Raw genomic sequence first — 20,115 nt, 5'->3', positions numbered from 1 at the left:
TTTTCCTTTCATTTTTTACATAATGGTTACATTATTTGTGTGTTACGTCCGATTGCGTAATTTTGCTGAACGAAGGACTTATTTCCATTGTCAAATCCACCTCACATAAATAATAACACACGACTATGATATTTGAAATAAAAAATGGTAAGGCGAGCAAAGTAACCCAAAAGGAATTCAAAAGTGAATTAGAACTGCACGACTTTATTGATAATAATCTTGAAGAACTTTTTGAAGTGCGGTTTATAAAAAAAGAACATAGAACAGATAAACATGGTAGAATAGAAACCCTTGGACTTGACTATAACAATAGACCTGTTGTTGTAGAATATAAAAAGACAATGGAAAAAGGACAACTTGTACAGGCGCATAGATATATAGATTGGATTGAAAAAAACAAAGCTGAATTTGAACTTTTAGTTAGAGATGAATTAAATATTAAAGTAAATATTGATTTTGCTAATACAAGGATTATTTGCTTTGCCCAAGAATATAATATGGATGATAAATATTTAGCTCCAAAGTTGAGAGCCGAACTATGGAAATATACTTACTATGAAAATGACACTCTTTCAATGATAAGAGAAAGCGAAGAACTTGAGCAATTTAATACTCCTAAAAAAACTAAAACAATTCTTTTTACAAAAGAAATTGTTAAATCTGAGGAAAAAATAACAGAAAGAAAAAGTCCTATTGATAAAGAATCAAAAAACAATAGCAAAGAAGCTCATCGCAATTATTATGTAAGTGGGCATGCAAAAATCAAATTGAAAGATTATGCAGGTGCAATAGAGGATTATACCAAAGCAATTGAATTAAAGCCTAATGATGCCAAATCCTATTCTAAAAGAGCTGATGCAAAAAATCAATTAGAAGATTATCGTGGCGCAATAAAGGATTATACAAAGGCATTTGAATTAAATGATTGTAATTCTTATCCCTTACTTCAAAATGCAGAAATTAAATTTGAAATTCAAGATTACAAAGGTGCTATTCAAGATTACACAAGATTTATTCAAGATTTTGGCGATGACTGGTTATGTTACAATCAAAGAGGGCTTGCTAAATATGAGTTAGAAGATTATAAAGGGTCTATTCAAGACTTTACCGTTGCGATTAAACTACTACCTGAAGATTTCGAGGCTTATGAAAATAGAGGCCTAGCTAAACATGAATTAGAAGATTATAAAGGTGCGATAGAAGATTATACAAAGGCAATTAAAATACTAAATGAGCAAGGCATGGAAGAAGAGCATTATCTTTATACAGATAGAGGTAATGTAAAAATTGATATAGAAGATTATAAAGGGGCAATTGAAGATTATACTAAAGCTATTAAATTAGACACAGAAGATGAAGAAGCTTACCATAATAGAGGTTGTGCTAAATATGAATTAGAAGACTTTAGAGGTGCAATTGATGATTTTACTAAAGCTATTAAATTAGACACAGAAGATGAAGAAGCTTATTATAAAAGAGGTTTGGCGAAATATGAATTGAAAGATAAAGAAGGTGCTTTTATTGATTGGAAAAAAGCATTTGAATTAGGTTATATAGATGCTAAGGAAGAATTAGAAAAATATTGTAAGTAACAGATTTGTTTCTATGGCAAAAAAAGGATTGAAAAAAATAATTTTTCAATCCTTTTTTAGATAATGTTTACCTTTGAAACTTCAATTCAGAAAAAATAATTTATGACAAAAATATTTTTTTCAACCGCGTTTTAACCAGCCCAATTTTCTCTGTCTAAACTGCGGTATTGAATAGCTTCTGCGAGGTGCATCGTTTCTATATTCTCGCTGTTATCTAAATCGGCAATAGTACGCGCTACTTTTAAAATACGGTCGTACGCGCGTGCCGAAAGTCCGAGTTTATCCATCGCAGTTTTCAATAAATCATTTCCAGCAGCGTCAATTTTACAAATTTCGCGTAATTGTTTCGTATTCATTTGCGCGTTACAATAAATGCCTTCGCTTGTAAGATAACGTTGTTGCTGTATTTCGCGTGCTTTTACCACACGTTCGCGTACATTTTCACTTTTCTCCGACATTCTTTTTCCAGATAATTCATTGAAGGAAACGGGAGTTACTTCCACATGAATATCAATTCTATCCAGCAATGGACCGGAAATTTTATTCAAATATTTTTGAACGACACCTGGAGCACAAACGCATTCTTTGTCAGGATGATTGTAATAGCCGCAAGGACAAGGATTCATAGATGATACGAGCATAAAACTGGCGGGATATTCTACCGAAAAACGCGCGCGCGAAATATTGATAATGCGATCTTCCAAAGGTTGACGCATCACTTCCAAAACAGTACGTTTAAATTCGGGCAATTCATCTAAAAATAAAACGCCGTTGTGTGCTAAAGAAATTTCTCCGGGCTGTGGCGCTGCGCCTCCACCAACAAGCGCTACGTCGCTGATGGTATGATGCGGAGAACGAAAAGGACGTGCCGAAATCAATCCTGTATTTTTTCCCATTCGTCCGGCAACGCTATGTATTTTGGTGGTTTCGAGTGCTTCGTGCAAATTCATTGGAGGTAAAATAGTGGGCAAACGCTTGGCGAGCATTGTTTTTCCAGATCCGGGCGGACCGATTAAAATGACATTGTGTCCGCCGGCTGCTGCAATTTCGAGCGCACGCTTGATATTTTCTTGTCCTTTTACATCCGAAAAATCCACTTCTGAATCGTTTACTTTTGAAAAAAATTCTTCGCGCGTGTTTACAATTGTTTGCTCGAGAATTATTTTTTCATTAAAAAAATCAATTACTTCTTTGATATTTTCCACTCCAAAAACCTCTAATTCACTCACAATGGCGGCTTCTCTGGCATTTTGCTTCGGTAAAATAATTCCTTTAAAACCTTCTTCACGCGCTTTGATAGCGATGGGCAATACACCTTTCATAGACTGCAATCCGCCGTCGAGCGAAAGCTCACCCATAATAATATATTGATGAATTTTATCCGATTTTATTTGTTCAGAAGCCGCTAAAATTCCAATGGCAATGGTTAAATCATACGCAGAGCCTTCCTTGCGAATATCGGCAGGAGCCATATTTACAACAATACTTTTTCCAGGAATTTTATATCCGTTATTTTTTAAAGCAGCGTCAATGCGTTGCTGACTTTCTTTCACGGCGCTATCGGGCAAACCGACTAAAAAAAAATTGACACCCGGACCAATATTTACTTCGACAGTGATGGTGGTAGCATTAATTCCGTAAACGGAACTACCGTACGTTTTTACAAGCATAAGTGGAAATTTAGCTTGTAAAACGCAGACTTTGGAAATTTATTTCACGCTTTTTGTTTTAATGAAAAAAGAATTCAAAAAAATTGAATCCTTTTAAAAATGAGATTATTTTATTTTGAAAAGAGTATTACAAAACACCTTCGTCATACGCTTTTTCGCCATGTATAGAATTGTCTAAACCAGAATCTTCATCGGCTTCGCTTACTTTTACTTTAGAAATTTTATTTATCAAAGCAAGCATAACATAAGTGAAAGTAAAAGCATAAATACAAGCTCCAGTAACAGCAATACATTCTTTAATAAAAAAATGTGTTCCTCCAAATAATAAACCATCCGAACCAGAAGCGTTTACAGCTTTTTCGCCCAAAATACCCAACATTACTACACCAAAGCAGCCGCCAATTCCGTGAACTCCCCAAACATCTAAGGCATCATCCCAGCCCATTTTATTTTTCAAATGAACTGCCAAATAACAAATTATTCCTGCGGCAATTCCAATTACAATTGCTGATGGCAAGGAAACATAGCCTGCAGCAGGCGTTATAGTTGCAAGTCCGGCAACTGCTCCGGTAAGTAAACCGACAAATTTTGGTTTGCGTTGCATCGTCCATTCAATAATTAACCAAGTAATGGCAGCAAAGGAAGCAGCAACATCTGTGTTAAGAAATGCAAGACCAGTAATGGCATTTACATTCAATTCACTTCCTGCATTAAATCCGTACCAACCAAACCAAAGTAAACCGGTTCCGATTGCAATCAAGGGAATACTATTAGGCGTTGATTCTTTGTTTCTGCGGTGTCCGACATAAAAAACAGAAGCCAATGCTGCAAAACCTGCTGTTGCATGAACCACAATTCCGCCTGCAAAATCTTCAACACCCCATTGTGCTAATAACCCACCGCCCCAAACCATGTGTACAAATGGATAATACACCAACAACTGCCAAAGCACTAAAAATATAATGTATGATTTAAAAGTAACTCGATTGATAAAAGCTCCAGTAATTAAAGCAGGAGTAATAATGGCGAACATCATTTGGTAAGCAATAAAAACAAATTCCGGAAGTTTTGGATTTCCTGGAAATGGCGTGTTTAGTGTAACTCCGTGTAAAAATACTTTGTCGAGATTTCCAATAATTCCGCCCAAAGCATTTCCGCTAAAGCAAAGTGAATAACCACAAACTACCCAAATAATAGTCGTTATTCCCATCGAAACAAAACTCTGAATCATAATTCCGAGAATGTTTCTCTTACCTGCCAAGCCGCCGTAAAAAAACGCAAGCCCCGGAGTCATAAGCATTACAAGGCTTGTAGCCAATAGCATAAATCCTGTTATGCCAGTATCGAATAAAACTGTGTTCATGTTTTTTTGTTTTTAGAAATATAAAGATATAAAAAAACAGGAAAGCACAAAAAAATATACGCCCTACTCTACTTATCTGAAAGAAGACGAATTTTTAAAAACAAAATATTTTGAAATAAGAGTTTGAAAAATTATTTTTTCAAACCTGTTTTTCTATGTAATGAATCAGCGAATGAATAACTTTAATGTGGATTTCTTGTGCTCTATCAGCGAATTCAGAATGTGGTGCGCGGATTTCTATATCACAAAGCGAAGCCATTTTTCCGCCATTTTTTCCGGTTAAACCGATAACTTTCATTCCTTTTTCTTTGGCGGCATGTATCGCGTGAAGCACATTTTGCGAATTTCCACTGGTGCTGATGGCAAGTAAAACATCATTTTTAGCACCCAAGGCTTCGATGTAACGCGAAAAAATAAATTCGTATCCGTAATCATTTCCAACGCAAGAAATATGAGACGGATCGGAAATAGAAAGTGCCGCAATTGCTTTTCTGTTCTCGCGAAAGCGACCCGTTAATTCTTCTGCAAAGTGCATGGCATCGCACATAGAGCCGCCGTTGCCACACGAAATAATCTTGTTTCCGCTTTTAATGGCAGCGGATAAAATATTTCCAGCTTGCTCGATATTTTTCAGATTCACTTCGTTCGAAATAAATTTTTCGAGCGTTTGTTGAGCTTCTAAAAAATTATTTTTGATGATGTTTAAACTCATAATTATTCCGTTTGTGTGGGATTCAAAAATACAAAAAAACGTTGTTTTTAAATTCTTTATCAAATTTATTTTATAAATTTAGCCTTTCTTTTTTAAACACTATTTTATCAGAACAACGCTATGAAAAAAATTACTACACTTGTTTTATTCTCTTTTCTTTTTTGTGTTTCGGCTTTTGCGAAAGATGTGAAAATGGTTGCAGCAACGGATTCTTCCGAAGAATCGAATTGCTATATTAAATGGGCAAAAATATTTGAAATGCGTGGTGCCGATACTGTTGGAGATGGTTGGCACAACGACGTAATTATTACATTCCGAACAGGAAGTTCCGCTGAATGTTTTGATGGAAAAGCTTTGGTAAAAGACGGTGCTGTAGTGGAAATGGATTTAAGATTGGTAGATGGAACGTATGAGCAAGTGAAAAAAAAATTGAGATACAACTATCCTTTAACCGTTATAAACGGAATGTCTAAAACAACGATTACCGTAAACGATGAATTGATAAATGTGTTGTTTATCAAGAAAATAAAAGCGAAGAAAAAACCTTACGCAGAAGCGCCAGAGCCTTCGGGATATTGAGAAACTGTTTAATATTTTAGTTAAATTTAAGCGTTCAAAAAAATAATTTTTCAAACACTTAAATAATATTTTTACATTTGCACATCTTTTAAGGGGTGCCTTCCGAATTATTTTAATTCACAGGCTGAGATTATACCCATTGTATGTTGGCGTTTACAACAAAAACATACAGGAACCTGATCCGGATAATGCCGGCGTAGGGATGGAAAAATAAATTATCAAAGTGAAAATCACCCTTTATTTTCACGTGTATTTATTTATTAAATCACTTATCAAATGAAGTGTGAAAAAAAGTTTTTCAAAAAGAAACGTGCAATAAAAATTATTTTAGCACTAACATTTTGCTCTGTAGCCTTTTACAGCAAGGCACAAATAACATTCAGCGGAAGCGTTACAGACCAAACAAGTGGAGAAACACTTGCCAATGCTGCCATTAATTTAAAAAACACATTTCTTGTTTCAGAAACCGACCTCAACGGAAATTTCAAAATAGAAAATTTAAAAAAAGGAAAGTACATTGTAGAGATTTCCTATTTAGGTTATACTACTTTGCAGGATACGCTGACACTTTCTTCTGACGTATCAATCCATTATCAGCTCGTAAAAAAAGCCATTTTGTCGGACGAAGTAGTGATAAGTGCTGTAAATGCAAACAATAAATCTGCTATGGCTTATACCAATATAGATAAAAGTGTTTTAGAAAAAGAAAATATTGGGCAGGATATGCCTTATTTGCTGAATTATACGCCTTCGATGGTGGTAACTTCGGATGGAGGAACAGGTATTGGATATACTGGCATTCGTATTCGCGGAAGCGATGCAACACGCGTTAATGTTACTATTAATGGTGTGCCGGTAAACGATGCAGAATCACAACAAACATATTGGGTGGATTTGCCAGACATCGCTTCTTCTACAGATAACATTCAACTACAACGTGGCGTGGGTACTTCTACCAATGGTGCTGGTGCTTTCGGCGGAAGCCTAAATATTGAAACAACTAAATTAAATCTAAAACCTTACGGAGAAGTGGATAATTCTTTTGGATCTTTCAACACATTAAAAAACACGGTAAGCCTTGGTACTGGATTGATTGATGGAAAATGGGATTTTGATGTGCGACTGTCAAAAATAAATTCGGATGGATACATTGACCGAGCATTTTCCAATTTAAAATCTTATTATTTATCGGGAGGATATTATGCAAAAACATGGTTTATGAAAGCAATTATTTTTTCGGGCGTTGAGAAAACATATCAAGCGTGGTATGGTGTTCCGCAAGATTCATTGAAAACAAACAGAACATTTAACCCAGCAGGAATGTATTTCGACAGCAATGGAAATGTTCAGTATTATAACAACGAAACTGATAATTACCAACAAGATTATTATCAATTACTTTTTGCGAAAACATTTAACACTCATTGGAGTGGAAATTGCGCGTTTCATTATACGCGCGGACAAGGTTATTACGAGGAATATCAGCCGAATGATTTGTTTAGTAATTACGGACTAAATCCGATTATTCTCGGAAACGATACTATTTCTTCATCGGATATTATTCGACAACAATGGCTCAGTAATTATTTTTACGGCACTACTTATTCTCTCAACTATACAAATGGAAAAAAAATTTCGGCTTCCTTGGAAGGCGCATGGAATCAATATCAAGGAGAACATTACGGACAAATTATTTGGGCGCGTTATGCATTAAATTCGAATATTGATCAACATTATTATGACAATACTTCTTTCAAAACCGATTTTAATATTTTTGCGCGAGCCAATGATCAAATCACCGAAAAACTGAATTTGTTTGCCGACATGCAAGAACGGAACATTGGCTATTCTTTTTTAGGATACAATTATTTATTGCAAAATGTACAACAAGTGGTGCATTTGGATTTCTTTAATCCGAAGGCTGGTTTTACTTACACATTAAAACCGACAGCGTTTTTATACGCTTCTTACAGTGCTGGAAATCACGAACCCAACCACGATGATTATACACAATCATCGCCAGAAAGTCGTCCAAAGCCAGAACATTTAGATGATTTTGAATTAGGTTATAAGCAGCATCAAAAAAATATTTTTTGGAGCCTTAATTTATATTATATGAATTATCTTAATCAATTAGTGCTTACAGGGCAAGTGAACGACGTAGGTGCTTTTAATAGAACCAACGTGCCTTCCAGCTATCGCGAAGGTGCAGAAGCAACGATACAAATTAAGCTTACTGAAAAATTATTTTTCAATGGCAATATCACTTTAAGCCAAAATAAAATCAAAAATTTTACCGAATATTTGCAAGATTATGACAATGGGCAACAATTCGCAATATCACACGGAGAAACAAATATTGCGTTTTCACCTAACATTATTTCGGGCAGCGAATTGTCTTATCAACCCATCAAAAATGTATCGTTTAGCTTTCTAACAAAATATGTTGGTAGCCAATTTTTAGACAATACTTCGGAAAATGCGCGTATGCTGAATGCTTACTTACTGAATGATTTCCGCATTTCGTGGAGTTTTAAAACTTCCTTTATTCCGATTATTGAAATAAACGGAATGCTGAATAATATTTTTAATGTACAATATATTTCTAACGGATACACCAACAGTTATTACAGCAACGGAGCGGTAGTAAACGACAACAGTTATTATCCGCAAGCAGGAATTAATTTTTTTGCAGGGTTAACATTCAAGTTTTAAAAGAGTAGATTTGCGATATGTTAAAACGCGCATTCGATCTCTTTTTCTCATTCATCGGAATACTTTTTTTGATTCCTTTTTTTCTGATTATCGCGTTGTGTATTGTTGTTGATTCAAAAGGAAAAATAATTTACAAGCAAATACGCGTCGGAAAAAACAGCAGCGATTTCTCTCTTTTTAAATTTCGAACAATGGTAAGCGACGCCGATAAAAAAGGATTACTTACGGTGGGCGCGAAAGACAGTCGAATTACACGCGTGGGTTATTTTTTACGAAAATATAAATTGGATGAATTACCGCAATTGGCGAATGTTTTCAAAGGAGATATGAGTTTTGTAGGTCCGCGTCCCGAAGTCAGAAAATACGTCAATCTTTACAACAACGAGCAATTGCAAGTGCTTTCGGTACGACCTGGAATTACGGATTACGCGTCCATAAAATTTGCAAACGAAAATGAATTACTCGGAAAAGTTTCGAATCCCGAAGAACTATACATTCAGGAAGTGATGCCGGAAAAATTAAATTTGAATTTGAAATACATCCGCGAAAAAAATTTTTTCACAGACGTAAAAATAATTTTCAAAACTATTTTTAGGATTTTGGCTTGAAGTGCTTGCCATCCAACACTTCCATCAATAAATTCAATTCTTTTACTTTGTCAGGATACGCTAATTTTTCGTACGAAGAAATTAAATTTCTAACCAATCGTTTAATGATTTCTGCGTTGGAACAAGGTTCGTAATACAAAGCGCGTGGTTCTAAATTCAACTGTTTCAGAAAAGCAGCCACTTCTTTTTTACTGAAAACAGAGCCTTTGTTAAATGGATTAATATAAAACAACACATTTGCTCCGAAACCACCTTTAAACACAGGCGAAAAGGGATATTCATCTTTGTAAGCAACAATAAAACGTTCTGGTAAATTAATTCCGTAGATAGGAATACCAAGGCTTTGTGCGATAATTGTGTACAAAATAGAAAGAGAAAGAGGGTTTCCCTTTTTACTTTCCATCACAATATTGATATAGGAATTTTGCGGAGCGTGAAAATTAGCAGTGTTTCCACTAAAATTATGAACATCAAAAATAATATGATTAATCACTTTTACTTTTTCGAGCGCAGTTAAATTGTCGTTCAATTCGAGCCAAACATCTTGCCGCATCTGCGAAATTTGTTTGTTGATGGTATCTTCATTCAAATCAGGATATTGATAACGCGCAATCAACAAAGCGCCTTTCAATAAATCTTGTTCGGAAGTCATCCATTTCTCCACTTCAATTGCCAAATTATTGAATTGGATTTTCTGAATAATATCTTCAATACGTTTTTGAATTAAGGTATCAAAAGATTGTTCCCAAGCACCTTCTAAAGCAGGAATAACGGGAAAACCGATGGATAATAATCGATCGCGGATGTGCGAATAAATATCCTCATCCGGATCATCCAACAAACTAATAAGTGCGGTCAATTCATTCTTTTTCATCATCATCTCAAAAACACTAAACAAAATTACGCGATAATTCCCCAAAAAAGAAAGTGTTTCTAAAAAATACTAACAATTCAACTGTTAATTACATATTGAAAAATAGAGCTTCAAAAAAATAATTTTTCAAACCTAAAATAAAAGGCATAAAAAAGCCCCGAAAATTTCGGGGCTTTTTAAAGGTACTAAGTATATGATTATGCTTTTTTCACATTAATCGCATTTAAACCTTTTCTTCCTTCGGTTACTTCGAAGGTTACTTTGTCGTCTTCGCGAACTTGGTCAACCAAGCCGGTTACGTGTACAAAGATTTCTTGATCAGAATCGTCAACTTTGATAAAACCAAAGCCTTTTGATACATTAAAAAATTTTACTGTTCCTGTTTTCATTATAAATAATATAAGTTAAAAAATTAATTTGAGTTGCAAAGGTATGCTTTATTTTTGATTCCGTGAAAATTATTTTTTCTCTTCTTCTTTTACTTCTTCAAAATCCACATCTGTTACTTCTCCATCTGCTTTTCCATTTTTATCCGCCGAAGCTTGTTGCTGACCTGCATTTGGATCCGCTCCTGCATTTTGCGATGCTTTGTACATTTCTTCCGAAGCTGCTTGCCAAGAAGCATTTAATTGATCCATTGCCGTTGTAATGCCAGTCAAATCTTTTGCTTGATGCGCTGTTTTCAAGGCAGCCAAAGCTGTTTCGACAGGTTGTTTTTTATCCGCAGGCAATTTATCCCCATATTCTTTCAATTGCTTTTCTGTTTGGAAAATTAATCCGTCTGCCGCATTTATTTTTTCGGTTTCTTCTTTTATTTTTTTATCAGATTCGGCATTGGTTTCCGCTTCCTGTTTCATGCGTTTTATTTCAGCATCAGACAATCCAGAACTGGCTTCAATTCTAATATTTTGTGATTTTCCGGTCGCTTTATCTTTTGCCGATACATTTAAAATTCCGTTCGCATCAATGTCAAATGTTACTTCTACTTGTGGAATGCCACGCGGTGCAGGAGGAATGCCATCTAAGTGAAATTTCCCAATGGTACGATTGTCTTTCGCCATCGGACGTTCACCCTGTAAAATGTGTATTTCTACTGATGGTTGATTATCGGATGCCGTCGAAAACGTTTCTGATTTTTTAGTCGGAATGGTTGTGTTGGCTTCAATTAATTTTGTCAAAACACCGCCCATTGTTTCAATTCCTAAAGAAAGTGGCGTTACATCCAACAACAATACATCTTTCACTTCGCCAGTTAATACTCCGCCTTGAATAGCTGCTCCAATCGCAACAACTTCATCCGGATTAACACCTTTGGAAGGAGCTTTTCCGAAAAACTTTTGAACTGCATCTACAATTGCTGGAATACGTGTAGAACCTCCAACTAAAATTACTTCATCAATATCATTCACACTTAAACCTGCACTTTTAAGCGCAGATTGGCATGGAGCGATGGTACGTTTAATCAAATCATCCACCAATTGCTCAAATTTTGCACGTGTCAATGTTCTTACTAAGTGTTTTGGAATGCCATCCACAGGCATAATGTAAGGCAAATTAATTTCGGTAGATGCGGAACTTGACAATTCGATTTTTGCTTTTTCAGCAGCTTCTTTCAAACGTTGCAAAGCCATTGGATCTTTTGTCAAATCCAAATTTCCATTTTCTGATTTGAATTCAGCAACTAACCAATCAATAATTTTATGGTCGAAATCATCTCCGCCAAGGTGTGTATCACCATCCGTAGATTTTACTTCAAACACGCCATCACCCAATTCTAATACAGATACATCATGTGTTCCACCACCACAATCAAAAACGACAATTTTCATGTCTTTGTTTTTCTTGTCCAAGCCATAAGCAAGGGCAGCAGCAGTAGGTTCGTTGATAATCCGTTTTACTTTTAAACCCGCAATTTCTCCAGCTTCTTTGGTTGCCTGACGTTGCGAATCATTAAAATATGCAGGAACTGTAATAACCGCTTCAGTTACTTCGTGCCCGAGATAATCTTCAGCCGTTTTTTTCATTTTTTGAAGAATGATCGCCGAAATTTCTTGCGGACTGTATTTACGGTCGTCAATTTCCACACGAGGTGTATTGTTATCGCCTTTTACAACCGTGTAAGGAACACGTTTTATTTCGTTTGTTACTTTATCGAACGTCTCGCCCATAAAGCGTTTAATCGAATAAATTGTCTTTTTCGGATTGGTGATGGCTTGGCGTTTAGCGGGATCTCCAACTTTACGTTCTCCATTTTCAACAAAAGCCACAATAGAAGGTGTTGTTCTGCGTCCTTCACTATTTGCTATTACAACTGGCTCGTTGCCTTCCATTACGGCTACGCAAGAGTTGGTTGTACCTAAGTCTATTCCTATTATTTTTCCCATTTTTGTTAATTTTATATTAGTATCAATAAATTTTAATTGCTTGAGTTTGTCAATGATTATGCCAAGTGCCCTATTATGCCGTTTATGGAAATTATGGCATAACTTCGTTTCAAAAAATATTTTTTCGAAATCAATTTAATGACAAAAAGACAGTTTTTATTCTTTATTGGGCGATTTAAAAACCCAAATTCTTGGTATATTGTCCCAATGAAAGCGTATCCAACGTTGCCGTAGTGAGTTCTACAGATATGCTGGTTGTATAACGCGAGGTGAAAAGTCCCAAGCCATTGGTTAAATCCGAAAAAGTTGGTTTTGCTTGGTTTATACCTAAAGAAGGAGCCGTTACTTCCAAATAGGTATTAAAATCATCCGAGCCTACGGTAAAATTAAAAACAAAAGCTCCTGCTGTTCTTTGCACATTCGAATTTACCGGAATTACATTTCCTAAGTATTGAAAAAAGGAATTGGCAAAAAAATCAGTTTCCATAGGCTCTCCACCAATTAAATCCTGAGAAGTTTGTGAAGCAAAACTCCAGTCTACATATTTTTGAGTAGTAACGCCTGATGAAATATTTTTTTCTGAATAATAAAAGCGAATAGAAAGCTGATATACTCTACCGTTAGCCGCTGTTAGCCACTTTGTTCGGTACGGATATACATTGTTTGTTAGCGCAATAGTAGTGGTTCCTGAAGAAGGAGACAACAGCGTAAACCCATTTACCAAATTAGTTTGTGATGTAACCGTATGCCCTGTTTTGTTGTTTATTATCGTTAAATTATATTGATTAGAGGAATCTAATTTTACAGGCATCTGATACAATGTTTGTGCAGGTGCTGCAAAAGTTCCTGTATTTTTCTGAATGCTATTTGTTGGTGTCAAAGTATAGGTAGTTGACGTTCCTAAACTAGTGTTGGATGCGGTAAGCGTAACTGTCAATTGATTTGCTGGATAATTAATAGAATCAGCCACTTGTGCCATCGTTAAAGCATTTCCGTTTCCGAGATATCCTTTTTCAATACGGATATAATTGGTGTCTAAAGATTGATTGAGCAAACCATAAACTACCGTTGTTTCCTTGTAAGGTGCAAGTAGCTTTACATCGTTGCTACAAGAATTTAACAATACTGCAATGCTCAGAAAAGCGAATACAAAAAATATTTTTTTCATGCGATTATAATTATCTTTTTTCTTAGTGCGTCAAAGGTATTATTTTATTCGGAAAAATATTTTTTTCAAATATTTTTTGTGTAGAGATATTATTAATGAAGATACATTTTTATTGTACTATTTTTTTTATTGCTTCTATCCAAGCAACGTGGCTATTTAGACTATTAACCAATTGAATTTTTTCGCCTCCATGTTTACGAAAAATAGCATCGTATTCTGAACCAATTTCGTACAACGTTTCCAAACAATCCGCTACAAATGCAGGAGAAAAGACCAACATCTTCTTCACTCCTTGTTTTGCCTTTTCTTCAATTACCTTGTCGGAATAGGGTTTTAGCCATTTGTCATCTAATCGCGATTGAAAAGAAGTGCTGTATTTACCTTCCGGAAGATTTAATTTTTTCACCAATTGTCGCGTCGTTTCATAACATGCAGCACGATAACAATACGCATTATTGTTTGTTATTTTATCGCAACAATTTTCCGTTAAGCAAGTATTATTACCGTAATGTGCAGCCGCTTTTTGGATGTGTCTTTCGGGTAAACCGTGATAACTGAAAAGGAAATAATCATAGTCGTTCAAAAAATATTTTTTCGCTACTTCTACCCAAGCATCTATAAAATCAGGCTGATCGTAAAATTTGGAAATAATCTTCAAACTTGGTTTTACTTCCCATTTTTGGAGAATTTCCAATACCTTTTCGATGGAAGATCCCGTACTACTGGAAGCATATTGAGGATACAAAGGCAACACCGTTAAATCACTTACGCGAGCTTTCCGTAATTTTTCCAAAGCGGATGAAATGCTGGGTTGTTGGTAGCGCATACCTAATTCCACCACGTAATTTTCGCCTAAACGATCTTGCAATTGTTGTTTTACTTCGTTGCCATATATCAATAAAGGAGAGCCTTCTTTTGTCCATATCTTTTGATACATGGCAGCCGATTTTGATGCACGAAATGGAACGATAAGCAAATTGACTAATAAGAATCTTCCAATCGGAGAAATGTCAATGACACGCGGATCGTTTAAAAATTCTGTTAAATATTTTCTAACATCCGAAACAGAGGCGCTATCCGGTGTTCCTAAATTTATAAGCAGGATCCCTTTTGGCAAAATATTCTTTTTTGACAGCACAAAATCAGAACTTAGAGCGCGTTCTTCTGTGGTAAACTATTTTGTAATTAGCAGTAAACATTGTAAACAAATACGTGTCGTTGTGTGTTGGATTGCCACGTTCCTGACCAGTATTGGTTTGACCGGGCACTTTTCCTAAAGAAGGATCCGCAAAATAAGCTGCAATGGGACCTTTCGCAGCTAAAATAGCATCGTTATTATAATATTTATTGCTTGTATCATCTATGTAATCAGAGGTTGTCCAACGTTCACTGATTTCCAATCCAATGCTCCATTGGCGGTTAAGAGCATATTTACATCCCAATCCGATAGGTACACACAATCCAAATTGCGAATATTTTTTCGGACCTCCTGGTAAACCTTCTCCTTCTGTACTTAAAGGGCGGAGATTGTACCAATTACCATTGTAATATCCTTGAGGATTAAAAAAGAAAGCACCAATTCCGACAAATGCGTATCCTTGCAGATTAAGCGAGCGTAAGCCATGTGCATGGCGGATATGGTAACGATGTCCTATTTGTTGTTTATTGAAATAAACTTCGTATTGACCAGACACTTCGACTATTGGAGAACGGAAATTAATGTTACGATTTTCTCTAAATTTTTCAGAAGTAAAGGCATCATTTCCTCTTACCATGGCTAAATACAAACCTCCTTTAACTGCCATATAATCGCTTAATTGATAGCGCATTCCAACACTGCCCATTTCGCGAATAGCACCCCAATTAAAATCTTTTATGAAATGTGTTCCGATGGAATTGGATCCACCAACATCTCCCAGAAAATTGGTTGCACCCAAACCGAAAACCCATTCGTAACGGTTACGATTATAATACTGCGCCGACGCAAACTCCGGAACGATAAAACTAAAAATGAGTAGATAGAAAAATGTTTTTTTCATCAATAAAATTGTATCAAATAAAAAACAAAATTAAGTTAAAAAAACGAACCTCGAAAATTTATTTTTTTAACAGACGTTTGTTAAAAAGCAGAAGGCACTGGTTTATTTCCTAAAACAATATCTATTTCATCCATTATTTCTTGCGTAAGCAAAGGAACAACATCTAAAGCTTTCATATTATCTATAACTTGTTCTACTTTGGAAGCACCTGTAATGACAGTACTTACATTCGGATTTTTTAAACACCAAGCCAAAGCCAAACGCGGCATATTGGTTCCTACTTTGTCCGCAATTTTAGCAAGATTAGCAACCGTTTTTATTTTTTCTTTGGCTTCTTCTCCCACTGTTTTTTCTTTCAGCCATTCCATATTTGGCAAACTTACACGTGTTTTTTCAGGAATTGTTTTGTTGTATTTCCCAGTTAATAATCCGGATGCCAATGGCGACCAAATAGTTGTTCCCAAACCAATTTCAGTATATAAACGAGCATATTCATTTTCAAAACGCTCGCGATGAAACATATTGTATTGCGGTTGTTCCATGGTTGGCGGAATTAAATGGTATTGACGCGCAATTCCGTATGCTTCCATAATTTGTTGCGCACTCCATTCCGAAGTTCCCCAATATAAAATTTTCCCTTGTTCAATTAAAGTATTCATGGCACGTACCGTTTCCTCTATAGGTGTATTTTTATCTGGGCGATGACAGAAAAACAAATCTAAATAATCTACTTGCAAACGTTTTAGTGCGCTGTGGCAAGCTTCGATAATGTGTTTGCGCGAAAGTCCCATTTGGTTGGGTAATTTTCCACCCCAAAAAACTTTACTCGAAACAATGTACGTACTTCTATCCCAATTCATTTTTTTGAGAATGTTTCCCATCACGATTTCGGATTTCCCACTCGCATAAGCTTCCGCATTATCGAAAAAATTAACGCCAGCATCGTAAGCGGCTTTCATACAATTCTCTGCTATTTCATCACCAATTTGACTGCCGAAAGTAACCCATGATCCGAAGGACAATGCACTTACTTGTAAACCCGATTTTCCTAATCTTCTGTATTCCATAAAATAATGTTTTTGAGATAAAATGATTTTAGAACTTGCGCGAAATTACGAAATTAAAATTTACATCTTCTTTCTTTTCAATCGCGACATCTTCAAATAATTTTGCATTCTCAATTGTTTTCCTACGCGCAGATTCTGAATCATTTCAGAATGACGCTCCGCCTTTTTCATTGTCAATTCTCCTCTTTCACTTATCTCCTCTCCTTTGGGGAGGGTTAGGGTTGGGGCTGCTTAATGTACAATCGTAATTTTATCAGCTTTTATAAGACTTCCGTTGCTATTTAAAATACGGTAATAATATAAACCTGCTGATAATTTATTAATTGAAATGCTTGTAATGTTACCCGATAAATCCTCGCATTCTACTTCTTGCCCAGTGGTATTATACAAACATATACTTCCTGATTTAATTTGTTGCATATCTACTGCTACATTCAATAAATTTGTTGCTGGATTTGGATATACTTTAACATTTGTCTTAACAGGCTTTATTTCTTTTACAAAAGTGCCTGTATCACTTACACGTACAAGGGTTGGGCATAACCAAGGAGCAAATGACCCTCCGAGAGTGGAAAGACTGTCAAAATTGTGTAACACGGTGTAGGTATTGCTTGTTATATTATAAGAATACAAAACACCTCCGTTATTTGTACCTCCTTGATTAGTTATCCCATATAATAAGCCATTATCAGGATTTTGTGTTACACCACCTGAAGGAGAAGAGCCATCGCTTCCCGTAAAATTATGCACTATTGTTATGGTATTAGTTGTTCTATCGTAGCTGAACAAAGATCCATTGATATCAGCCCCCGCAACATAAACGCCATACAATAAATCGTTGCTTGCTTCCAGCAGGCTCATTCGCCAAGGACCGCCTCCAAAGAGGTTGTGTATTAACGTAGTGTCTTTTCCGGTTGCCGGATTAAAACTGTATAAAGTGCCATCGCCCGGGTTAGTACCCCCATAAGTTGTCATACCATAAAACAAACCGTCTGAAGCAGGACAAAAATTAATGCCTATGGGATAGGCACCATTTTCTCCGATTGAATCAAAATTAAAAATAACACTGTCCCTGTTTGTAAAAGGATTGTAAGAATAAATAACACCTAAGTTATTGGTCCCTCCATAAATAGTTGTACCGTATAATATACCTGTTAATGTATCTTCCGTTACTGCTTGTATAGGATAGGCTCCAATGCCATTGTTAAAACTAAACAATACACTGTCCTTACCGGTATTAATATTATAACTAAAAAAAACACCCGAATCCTTACTGCCGCCAGAAACGGTGGTTCCATAAATCAAACCACTTTTTGCCTGCATGATATAAGCGCCAATACCCTGGTTTGAATAATCATAACAACTGCCATTTACGATACTGTCAAAATTGATAAGCACAGTATCTTTAAAGGTAAGGGGATTAAAACGATACATCACACCGTCATGATACAAACCGCCTTGTGCGGTTAATCCGTATAAATTGTCATCAGTACCTAAAACTAATTCTCCCATAATAACAGCATATGTTCCATTGATGCCATTAAAACTCATTACGGTATCAAATGTATTGGATTGTAAATCATAACGATAAATAACGCCCATATCTTTAGCTCCTCCTTGTGCTAAGCCATACAAATCATAATGCTGTTGTGCTTTTACAAAAGGTAAAAACGAGGTGATGAAAAATGTAAATAGCAAAAGGCGTTTCATAGTTTCAATAATTTAAAAGCCTCACCTAAATCCTCTCCAAAAGAGAGGTATTGTATTGCACTCCCTTCTCCAAAGGAGAAGGAATGGGGCTGTTTAATGCACAATAATAATTTTATCAGCTTTTATAAGACTTCCGTTACTATTTAAAATACGGTAATAATATAAACCTGCTGATAATTTATTAATTGAAATACTTGTAATATTATCTGATAATTCCTCACATTTCACCACTTGTCCAGTGGTGTTGTATAAACAAATACTTCCTGATTTGAGTTGTTGCATATCCACTGCTACATCTATTAATGAATTAGCAGGATTTGGATATACTTTAACACTCGCCTTAACAGGCTTTATTTCATTTACTCCTGTAAATAAACTATCTGCATAAATGCTATCCGTACTTACTATCACATCGTCTATGTAATAATAGGCACTCTCATCAAAACCTCCAGGTGTCGGTACATTAAAATAAGTCGCATCACTATGCGCATCGTCCACAAAATTACCGATAATTATGTATTGCTCACCTCCAGTAGCTGTAAAACTACCACTCACACGCATCCAGTTTATTTTGTCTGTTAATGGGTTATGGACAATGTCATTGCTTACTTGTGGATGTAAATAAGACTTTACTTTGGTTCCGCTCCAAATAAGGGCAGAATCTGAAAAATAAGCACCTAAATTATTGCAAGAGAAATTGAATGTATCTGCCAGACTTACGTAAAAAGTAACATAATACTTTTTGCCCTCTATTAAGGGATTTATCAGACTGTCCTGTATATAATTTCTATAGTTACTTACTCCAGAAGCAGCAGAATCAAAATACGTGTATATGCCGGCATAGGCTACCCCTGTATGTGCATATTGATGACCGCAAATGTTTGAAGGAACGCCCGATTCATACCCTGAGCACTGGGAAGTGAAATAGCAAAGCCCACCACCACCAGCTTGTCCCGTCCAATCCTTCACATAGCCAGTAAATTGGTTATATCCAGTAATACACTGTATCATATTTTCAAAAGAATAATTAGGCACAAGGTTTTGGGCTTTTATTTTCACTGAAAAGGAAAACATACAAAAATAAAAAGCAAGAAAAATAAATTTTCTCATTAGTGGTAAATAAGTACCAAAGATATGATTTTTATTTAATCAGTATATTTTCAAATCTTTCAAATTCCTCTCCATAATCAAATTAACCCCTTCACCTTTGGAGAAGGATTGGGGATGAGGTTGAGGAAAAACAACGGCATCGGATTCCGAGTAAAATTTTAGCAAAATGAAAGCGTGATGAATTCGGGATTTTCGAACGTATGCGAGAAAATCACCCGATGAATAGCTTTCAGGAAGCTAAAATGAAAGAAGAAATCCAAGCCTTGAATTTTTGGTTCTTTTTTTTCAAGAAAAAAGAACGTAAGGAAAATTATTCAATTCTCCATTGTCAATTAACTCCTTCACCTTTGAAGAAGGATTGGGGATGAGGTTGAGGAAAAACAACGGCATCGGATTTCGAGTAAAATTTTAGCAAAATGAAAGCGTGATGAATTCGGGAAGTTTCGAGCGTATGCGAGAAAATCACCCGATGAATAGCTTTCAGGAAGCTAAAATGAAATGAGGAATCCAAGCCTTGAATTTTT

At 35.7% G+C, this 20,115-nt stretch carries 16 protein-coding genes and 1 riboswitch; of the genes, 4 read left to right on the top strand and 12 right to left on the bottom strand.

What is annotated here, in order from left to right; all coding sequences use genetic code 11:
- The first annotated feature begins 125 nt into the window (after positions 1 to 125).
- The gene (locus ABIZ51_00455; protein ID MEO7087244.1) at positions 126 to 1,592 is read left to right on the top strand and encodes a tetratricopeptide repeat protein; all 1,467 of its coding nucleotides are present in this window, start codon (positions 126 to 128) and stop codon (positions 1,590 to 1,592) included.
- A 131-nt stretch (positions 1,593 to 1,723) separates the two neighbouring features.
- Here the strand turns inward: ABIZ51_00455 and ABIZ51_00450 are convergent, their stop codons facing one another.
- The 3 genes from ABIZ51_00450 to lpcA form a co-directional block, all read right to left on the bottom strand.
- Positions 1,724 to 3,262 carry a YifB family Mg chelatase-like AAA ATPase gene (locus tag ABIZ51_00450; protein ID MEO7087243.1) on the bottom strand — a complete coding sequence of 513 codons (1,539 nt, stop codon included), beginning with the start codon at positions 3,260 to 3,262 and terminating at the stop codon, positions 1,724 to 1,726.
- A 127-nt stretch (positions 3,263 to 3,389) separates the two neighbouring features.
- On the bottom strand, positions 3,390 to 4,625 hold the full coding sequence (locus tag ABIZ51_00445) for an ammonium transporter (protein MEO7087242.1): 1,236 nt from the start codon (positions 4,623 to 4,625) through the stop codon (positions 3,390 to 3,392).
- 139 nt (positions 4,626 to 4,764) lie between these two features.
- Positions 4,765 to 5,337: a D-sedoheptulose 7-phosphate isomerase gene (gene lpcA, locus ABIZ51_00440; GenBank protein ID MEO7087241.1), complete on the bottom strand. Its 573-nt coding sequence runs from the start codon at positions 5,335 to 5,337 to the stop codon at positions 4,765 to 4,767.
- Positions 5,338 to 5,457: 120 nt separating this feature from the next.
- Between lpcA and ABIZ51_00435 the strand changes: the two genes are divergently transcribed.
- From ABIZ51_00435 to ABIZ51_00425, 3 genes are all read left to right on the top strand, one after another.
- Positions 5,458 to 5,916: a hypothetical protein gene (locus ABIZ51_00435; protein MEO7087240.1), complete on the top strand. Its 459-nt coding sequence runs from the start codon at positions 5,458 to 5,460 to the stop codon at positions 5,914 to 5,916.
- Between the two features lie 81 nt (positions 5,917 to 5,997).
- Positions 5,998 to 6,136: riboswitch (TPP riboswitch) on the top strand.
- Between the two features lie 56 nt (positions 6,137 to 6,192).
- Positions 6,193 to 8,631 (top strand): TonB-dependent receptor, encoded by a 2,439-nt coding sequence (locus ABIZ51_00430; protein ID MEO7087239.1) that lies wholly within the window; start codon positions 6,193 to 6,195, stop codon positions 8,629 to 8,631.
- Positions 8,632 to 8,648: 17 nt separating this feature from the next.
- The gene (locus ABIZ51_00425; GenBank protein ID MEO7087238.1) at positions 8,649 to 9,239 is read left to right on the top strand and encodes a sugar transferase; all 591 of its coding nucleotides are present in this window, start codon (positions 8,649 to 8,651) and stop codon (positions 9,237 to 9,239) included.
- On the opposite strand, the gene ABIZ51_00420 is transcribed toward ABIZ51_00425, so the two are convergent.
- The 9 genes from ABIZ51_00420 to ABIZ51_00380 form a co-directional block, all read right to left on the bottom strand.
- Positions 9,223 to 10,119: a transglutaminase-like domain-containing protein gene (locus ABIZ51_00420; GenBank protein MEO7087237.1), complete on the bottom strand. Its 897-nt coding sequence runs from the start codon at positions 10,117 to 10,119 to the stop codon at positions 9,223 to 9,225. The two genes, ABIZ51_00425 and ABIZ51_00420, sit on opposite strands and share 17 nt — an antisense overlap.
- Positions 10,120 to 10,310: 191 nt before the next feature.
- The gene (locus ABIZ51_00415) at positions 10,311 to 10,502 is read right to left on the bottom strand and encodes a cold shock domain-containing protein (GenBank protein MEO7087236.1); all 192 of its coding nucleotides are present in this window, start codon (positions 10,500 to 10,502) and stop codon (positions 10,311 to 10,313) included.
- A gap of 69 nt (positions 10,503 to 10,571) precedes the next feature.
- Positions 10,572 to 12,497 (bottom strand): molecular chaperone DnaK, encoded by a 1,926-nt coding sequence (gene dnaK, locus ABIZ51_00410; GenBank protein ID MEO7087235.1) that lies wholly within the window; start codon positions 12,495 to 12,497, stop codon positions 10,572 to 10,574.
- Positions 12,498 to 12,672: 175 nt separating this feature from the next.
- A complete protein-coding gene (locus ABIZ51_00405; protein ID MEO7087234.1) occupies positions 12,673 to 13,665 on the bottom strand; it encodes a hypothetical protein in 993 nt (330 codons plus the stop codon).
- Between the two features lie 109 nt (positions 13,666 to 13,774).
- Positions 13,775 to 14,782: a ferrochelatase gene (gene hemH / locus ABIZ51_00400; GenBank protein ID MEO7087233.1), complete on the bottom strand. Its 1,008-nt coding sequence runs from the start codon at positions 14,780 to 14,782 to the stop codon at positions 13,775 to 13,777.
- A 25-nt stretch (positions 14,783 to 14,807) separates the two neighbouring features.
- A complete protein-coding gene (locus tag ABIZ51_00395; GenBank protein MEO7087232.1) occupies positions 14,808 to 15,704 on the bottom strand; it encodes a DUF6089 family protein in 897 nt (298 codons plus the stop codon).
- Positions 15,705 to 15,784: 80 nt separating this feature from the next.
- Entirely contained in the window at positions 15,785 to 16,771 is a 987-nt protein-coding gene (locus ABIZ51_00390) for an aldo/keto reductase (GenBank protein ID MEO7087231.1), read from the bottom strand.
- A 231-nt stretch (positions 16,772 to 17,002) separates the two neighbouring features.
- Complete coding sequence (locus ABIZ51_00385; protein MEO7087230.1) at positions 17,003 to 18,481, bottom strand: choice-of-anchor tandem repeat GloVer-containing protein; 1,479 nt, start codon at positions 18,479 to 18,481, stop codon at positions 17,003 to 17,005.
- A gap of 93 nt (positions 18,482 to 18,574) precedes the next feature.
- Positions 18,575 to 19,555: a T9SS type A sorting domain-containing protein gene (locus ABIZ51_00380; protein ID MEO7087229.1), complete on the bottom strand. Its 981-nt coding sequence runs from the start codon at positions 19,553 to 19,555 to the stop codon at positions 18,575 to 18,577.
- Positions 19,556 to 20,115 lie beyond the last annotated feature (560 nt).

This window comes from Bacteroidia bacterium, from assembly GCA_039924845.1.
Taxonomy (GTDB): Bacteria; Bacteroidota; Bacteroidia; order DATLTG01; family DATLTG01; genus DATLTG01.
This window is presented reverse-complemented; position numbering and strand designations above follow the sequence as displayed.

Excerpts from the sequence above, each read along its gene's own strand:
- ABIZ51_00395 (MEO7087232.1), bottom strand. The coding sequence starts at position 15,704 with ATGAAAAAAACATTTTTCTATCTACTCATTTTTAGTTTTATCGTTCCG.
- dnaK (MEO7087235.1), bottom strand. The coding sequence starts at position 12,497 with ATGGGAAAAATAATAGGAATAGACTTAGGTACAACCAACTCTTGCGTA.
- ABIZ51_00450 (MEO7087243.1), bottom strand. The coding sequence starts at position 3,262 with ATGCTTGTAAAAACGTACGGTAGTTCCGTTTACGGAATTAATGCTACC.
- ABIZ51_00430 (MEO7087239.1), top strand. The coding sequence starts at position 6,193 with ATGAAGTGTGAAAAAAAGTTTTTCAAAAAGAAACGTGCAATAAAAATT.
- ABIZ51_00385 (MEO7087230.1), bottom strand. The coding sequence starts at position 18,481 with ATGAAACGCCTTTTGCTATTTACATTTTTCATCACCTCGTTTTTACCT.
- ABIZ51_00445 (MEO7087242.1), bottom strand. The coding sequence starts at position 4,625 with ATGAACACAGTTTTATTCGATACTGGCATAACAGGATTTATGCTATTG.
- ABIZ51_00415 (MEO7087236.1), bottom strand. The coding sequence starts at position 10,502 with ATGAAAACAGGAACAGTAAAATTTTTTAATGTATCAAAAGGCTTTGGT.
- ABIZ51_00425 (MEO7087238.1), top strand. The coding sequence starts at position 8,649 with ATGTTAAAACGCGCATTCGATCTCTTTTTCTCATTCATCGGAATACTT.
- ABIZ51_00435 (MEO7087240.1), top strand. The coding sequence starts at position 5,458 with ATGAAAAAAATTACTACACTTGTTTTATTCTCTTTTCTTTTTTGTGTT.
- ABIZ51_00420 (MEO7087237.1), bottom strand. The coding sequence starts at position 10,119 with ATGATGATGAAAAAGAATGAATTGACCGCACTTATTAGTTTGTTGGAT.
- lpcA (MEO7087241.1), bottom strand. The coding sequence starts at position 5,337 with ATGAGTTTAAACATCATCAAAAATAATTTTTTAGAAGCTCAACAAACG.
- ABIZ51_00405 (MEO7087234.1), bottom strand. The coding sequence starts at position 13,665 with ATGAAAAAAATATTTTTTGTATTCGCTTTTCTGAGCATTGCAGTATTG.
- ABIZ51_00380 (MEO7087229.1), bottom strand. The coding sequence starts at position 19,555 with ATGTTTTCCTTTTCAGTGAAAATAAAAGCCCAAAACCTTGTGCCTAAT.
- ABIZ51_00455 (MEO7087244.1), top strand. The coding sequence starts at position 126 with ATGATATTTGAAATAAAAAATGGTAAGGCGAGCAAAGTAACCCAAAAG.
- ABIZ51_00390 (MEO7087231.1), bottom strand. The coding sequence starts at position 16,771 with ATGGAATACAGAAGATTAGGAAAATCGGGTTTACAAGTAAGTGCATTG.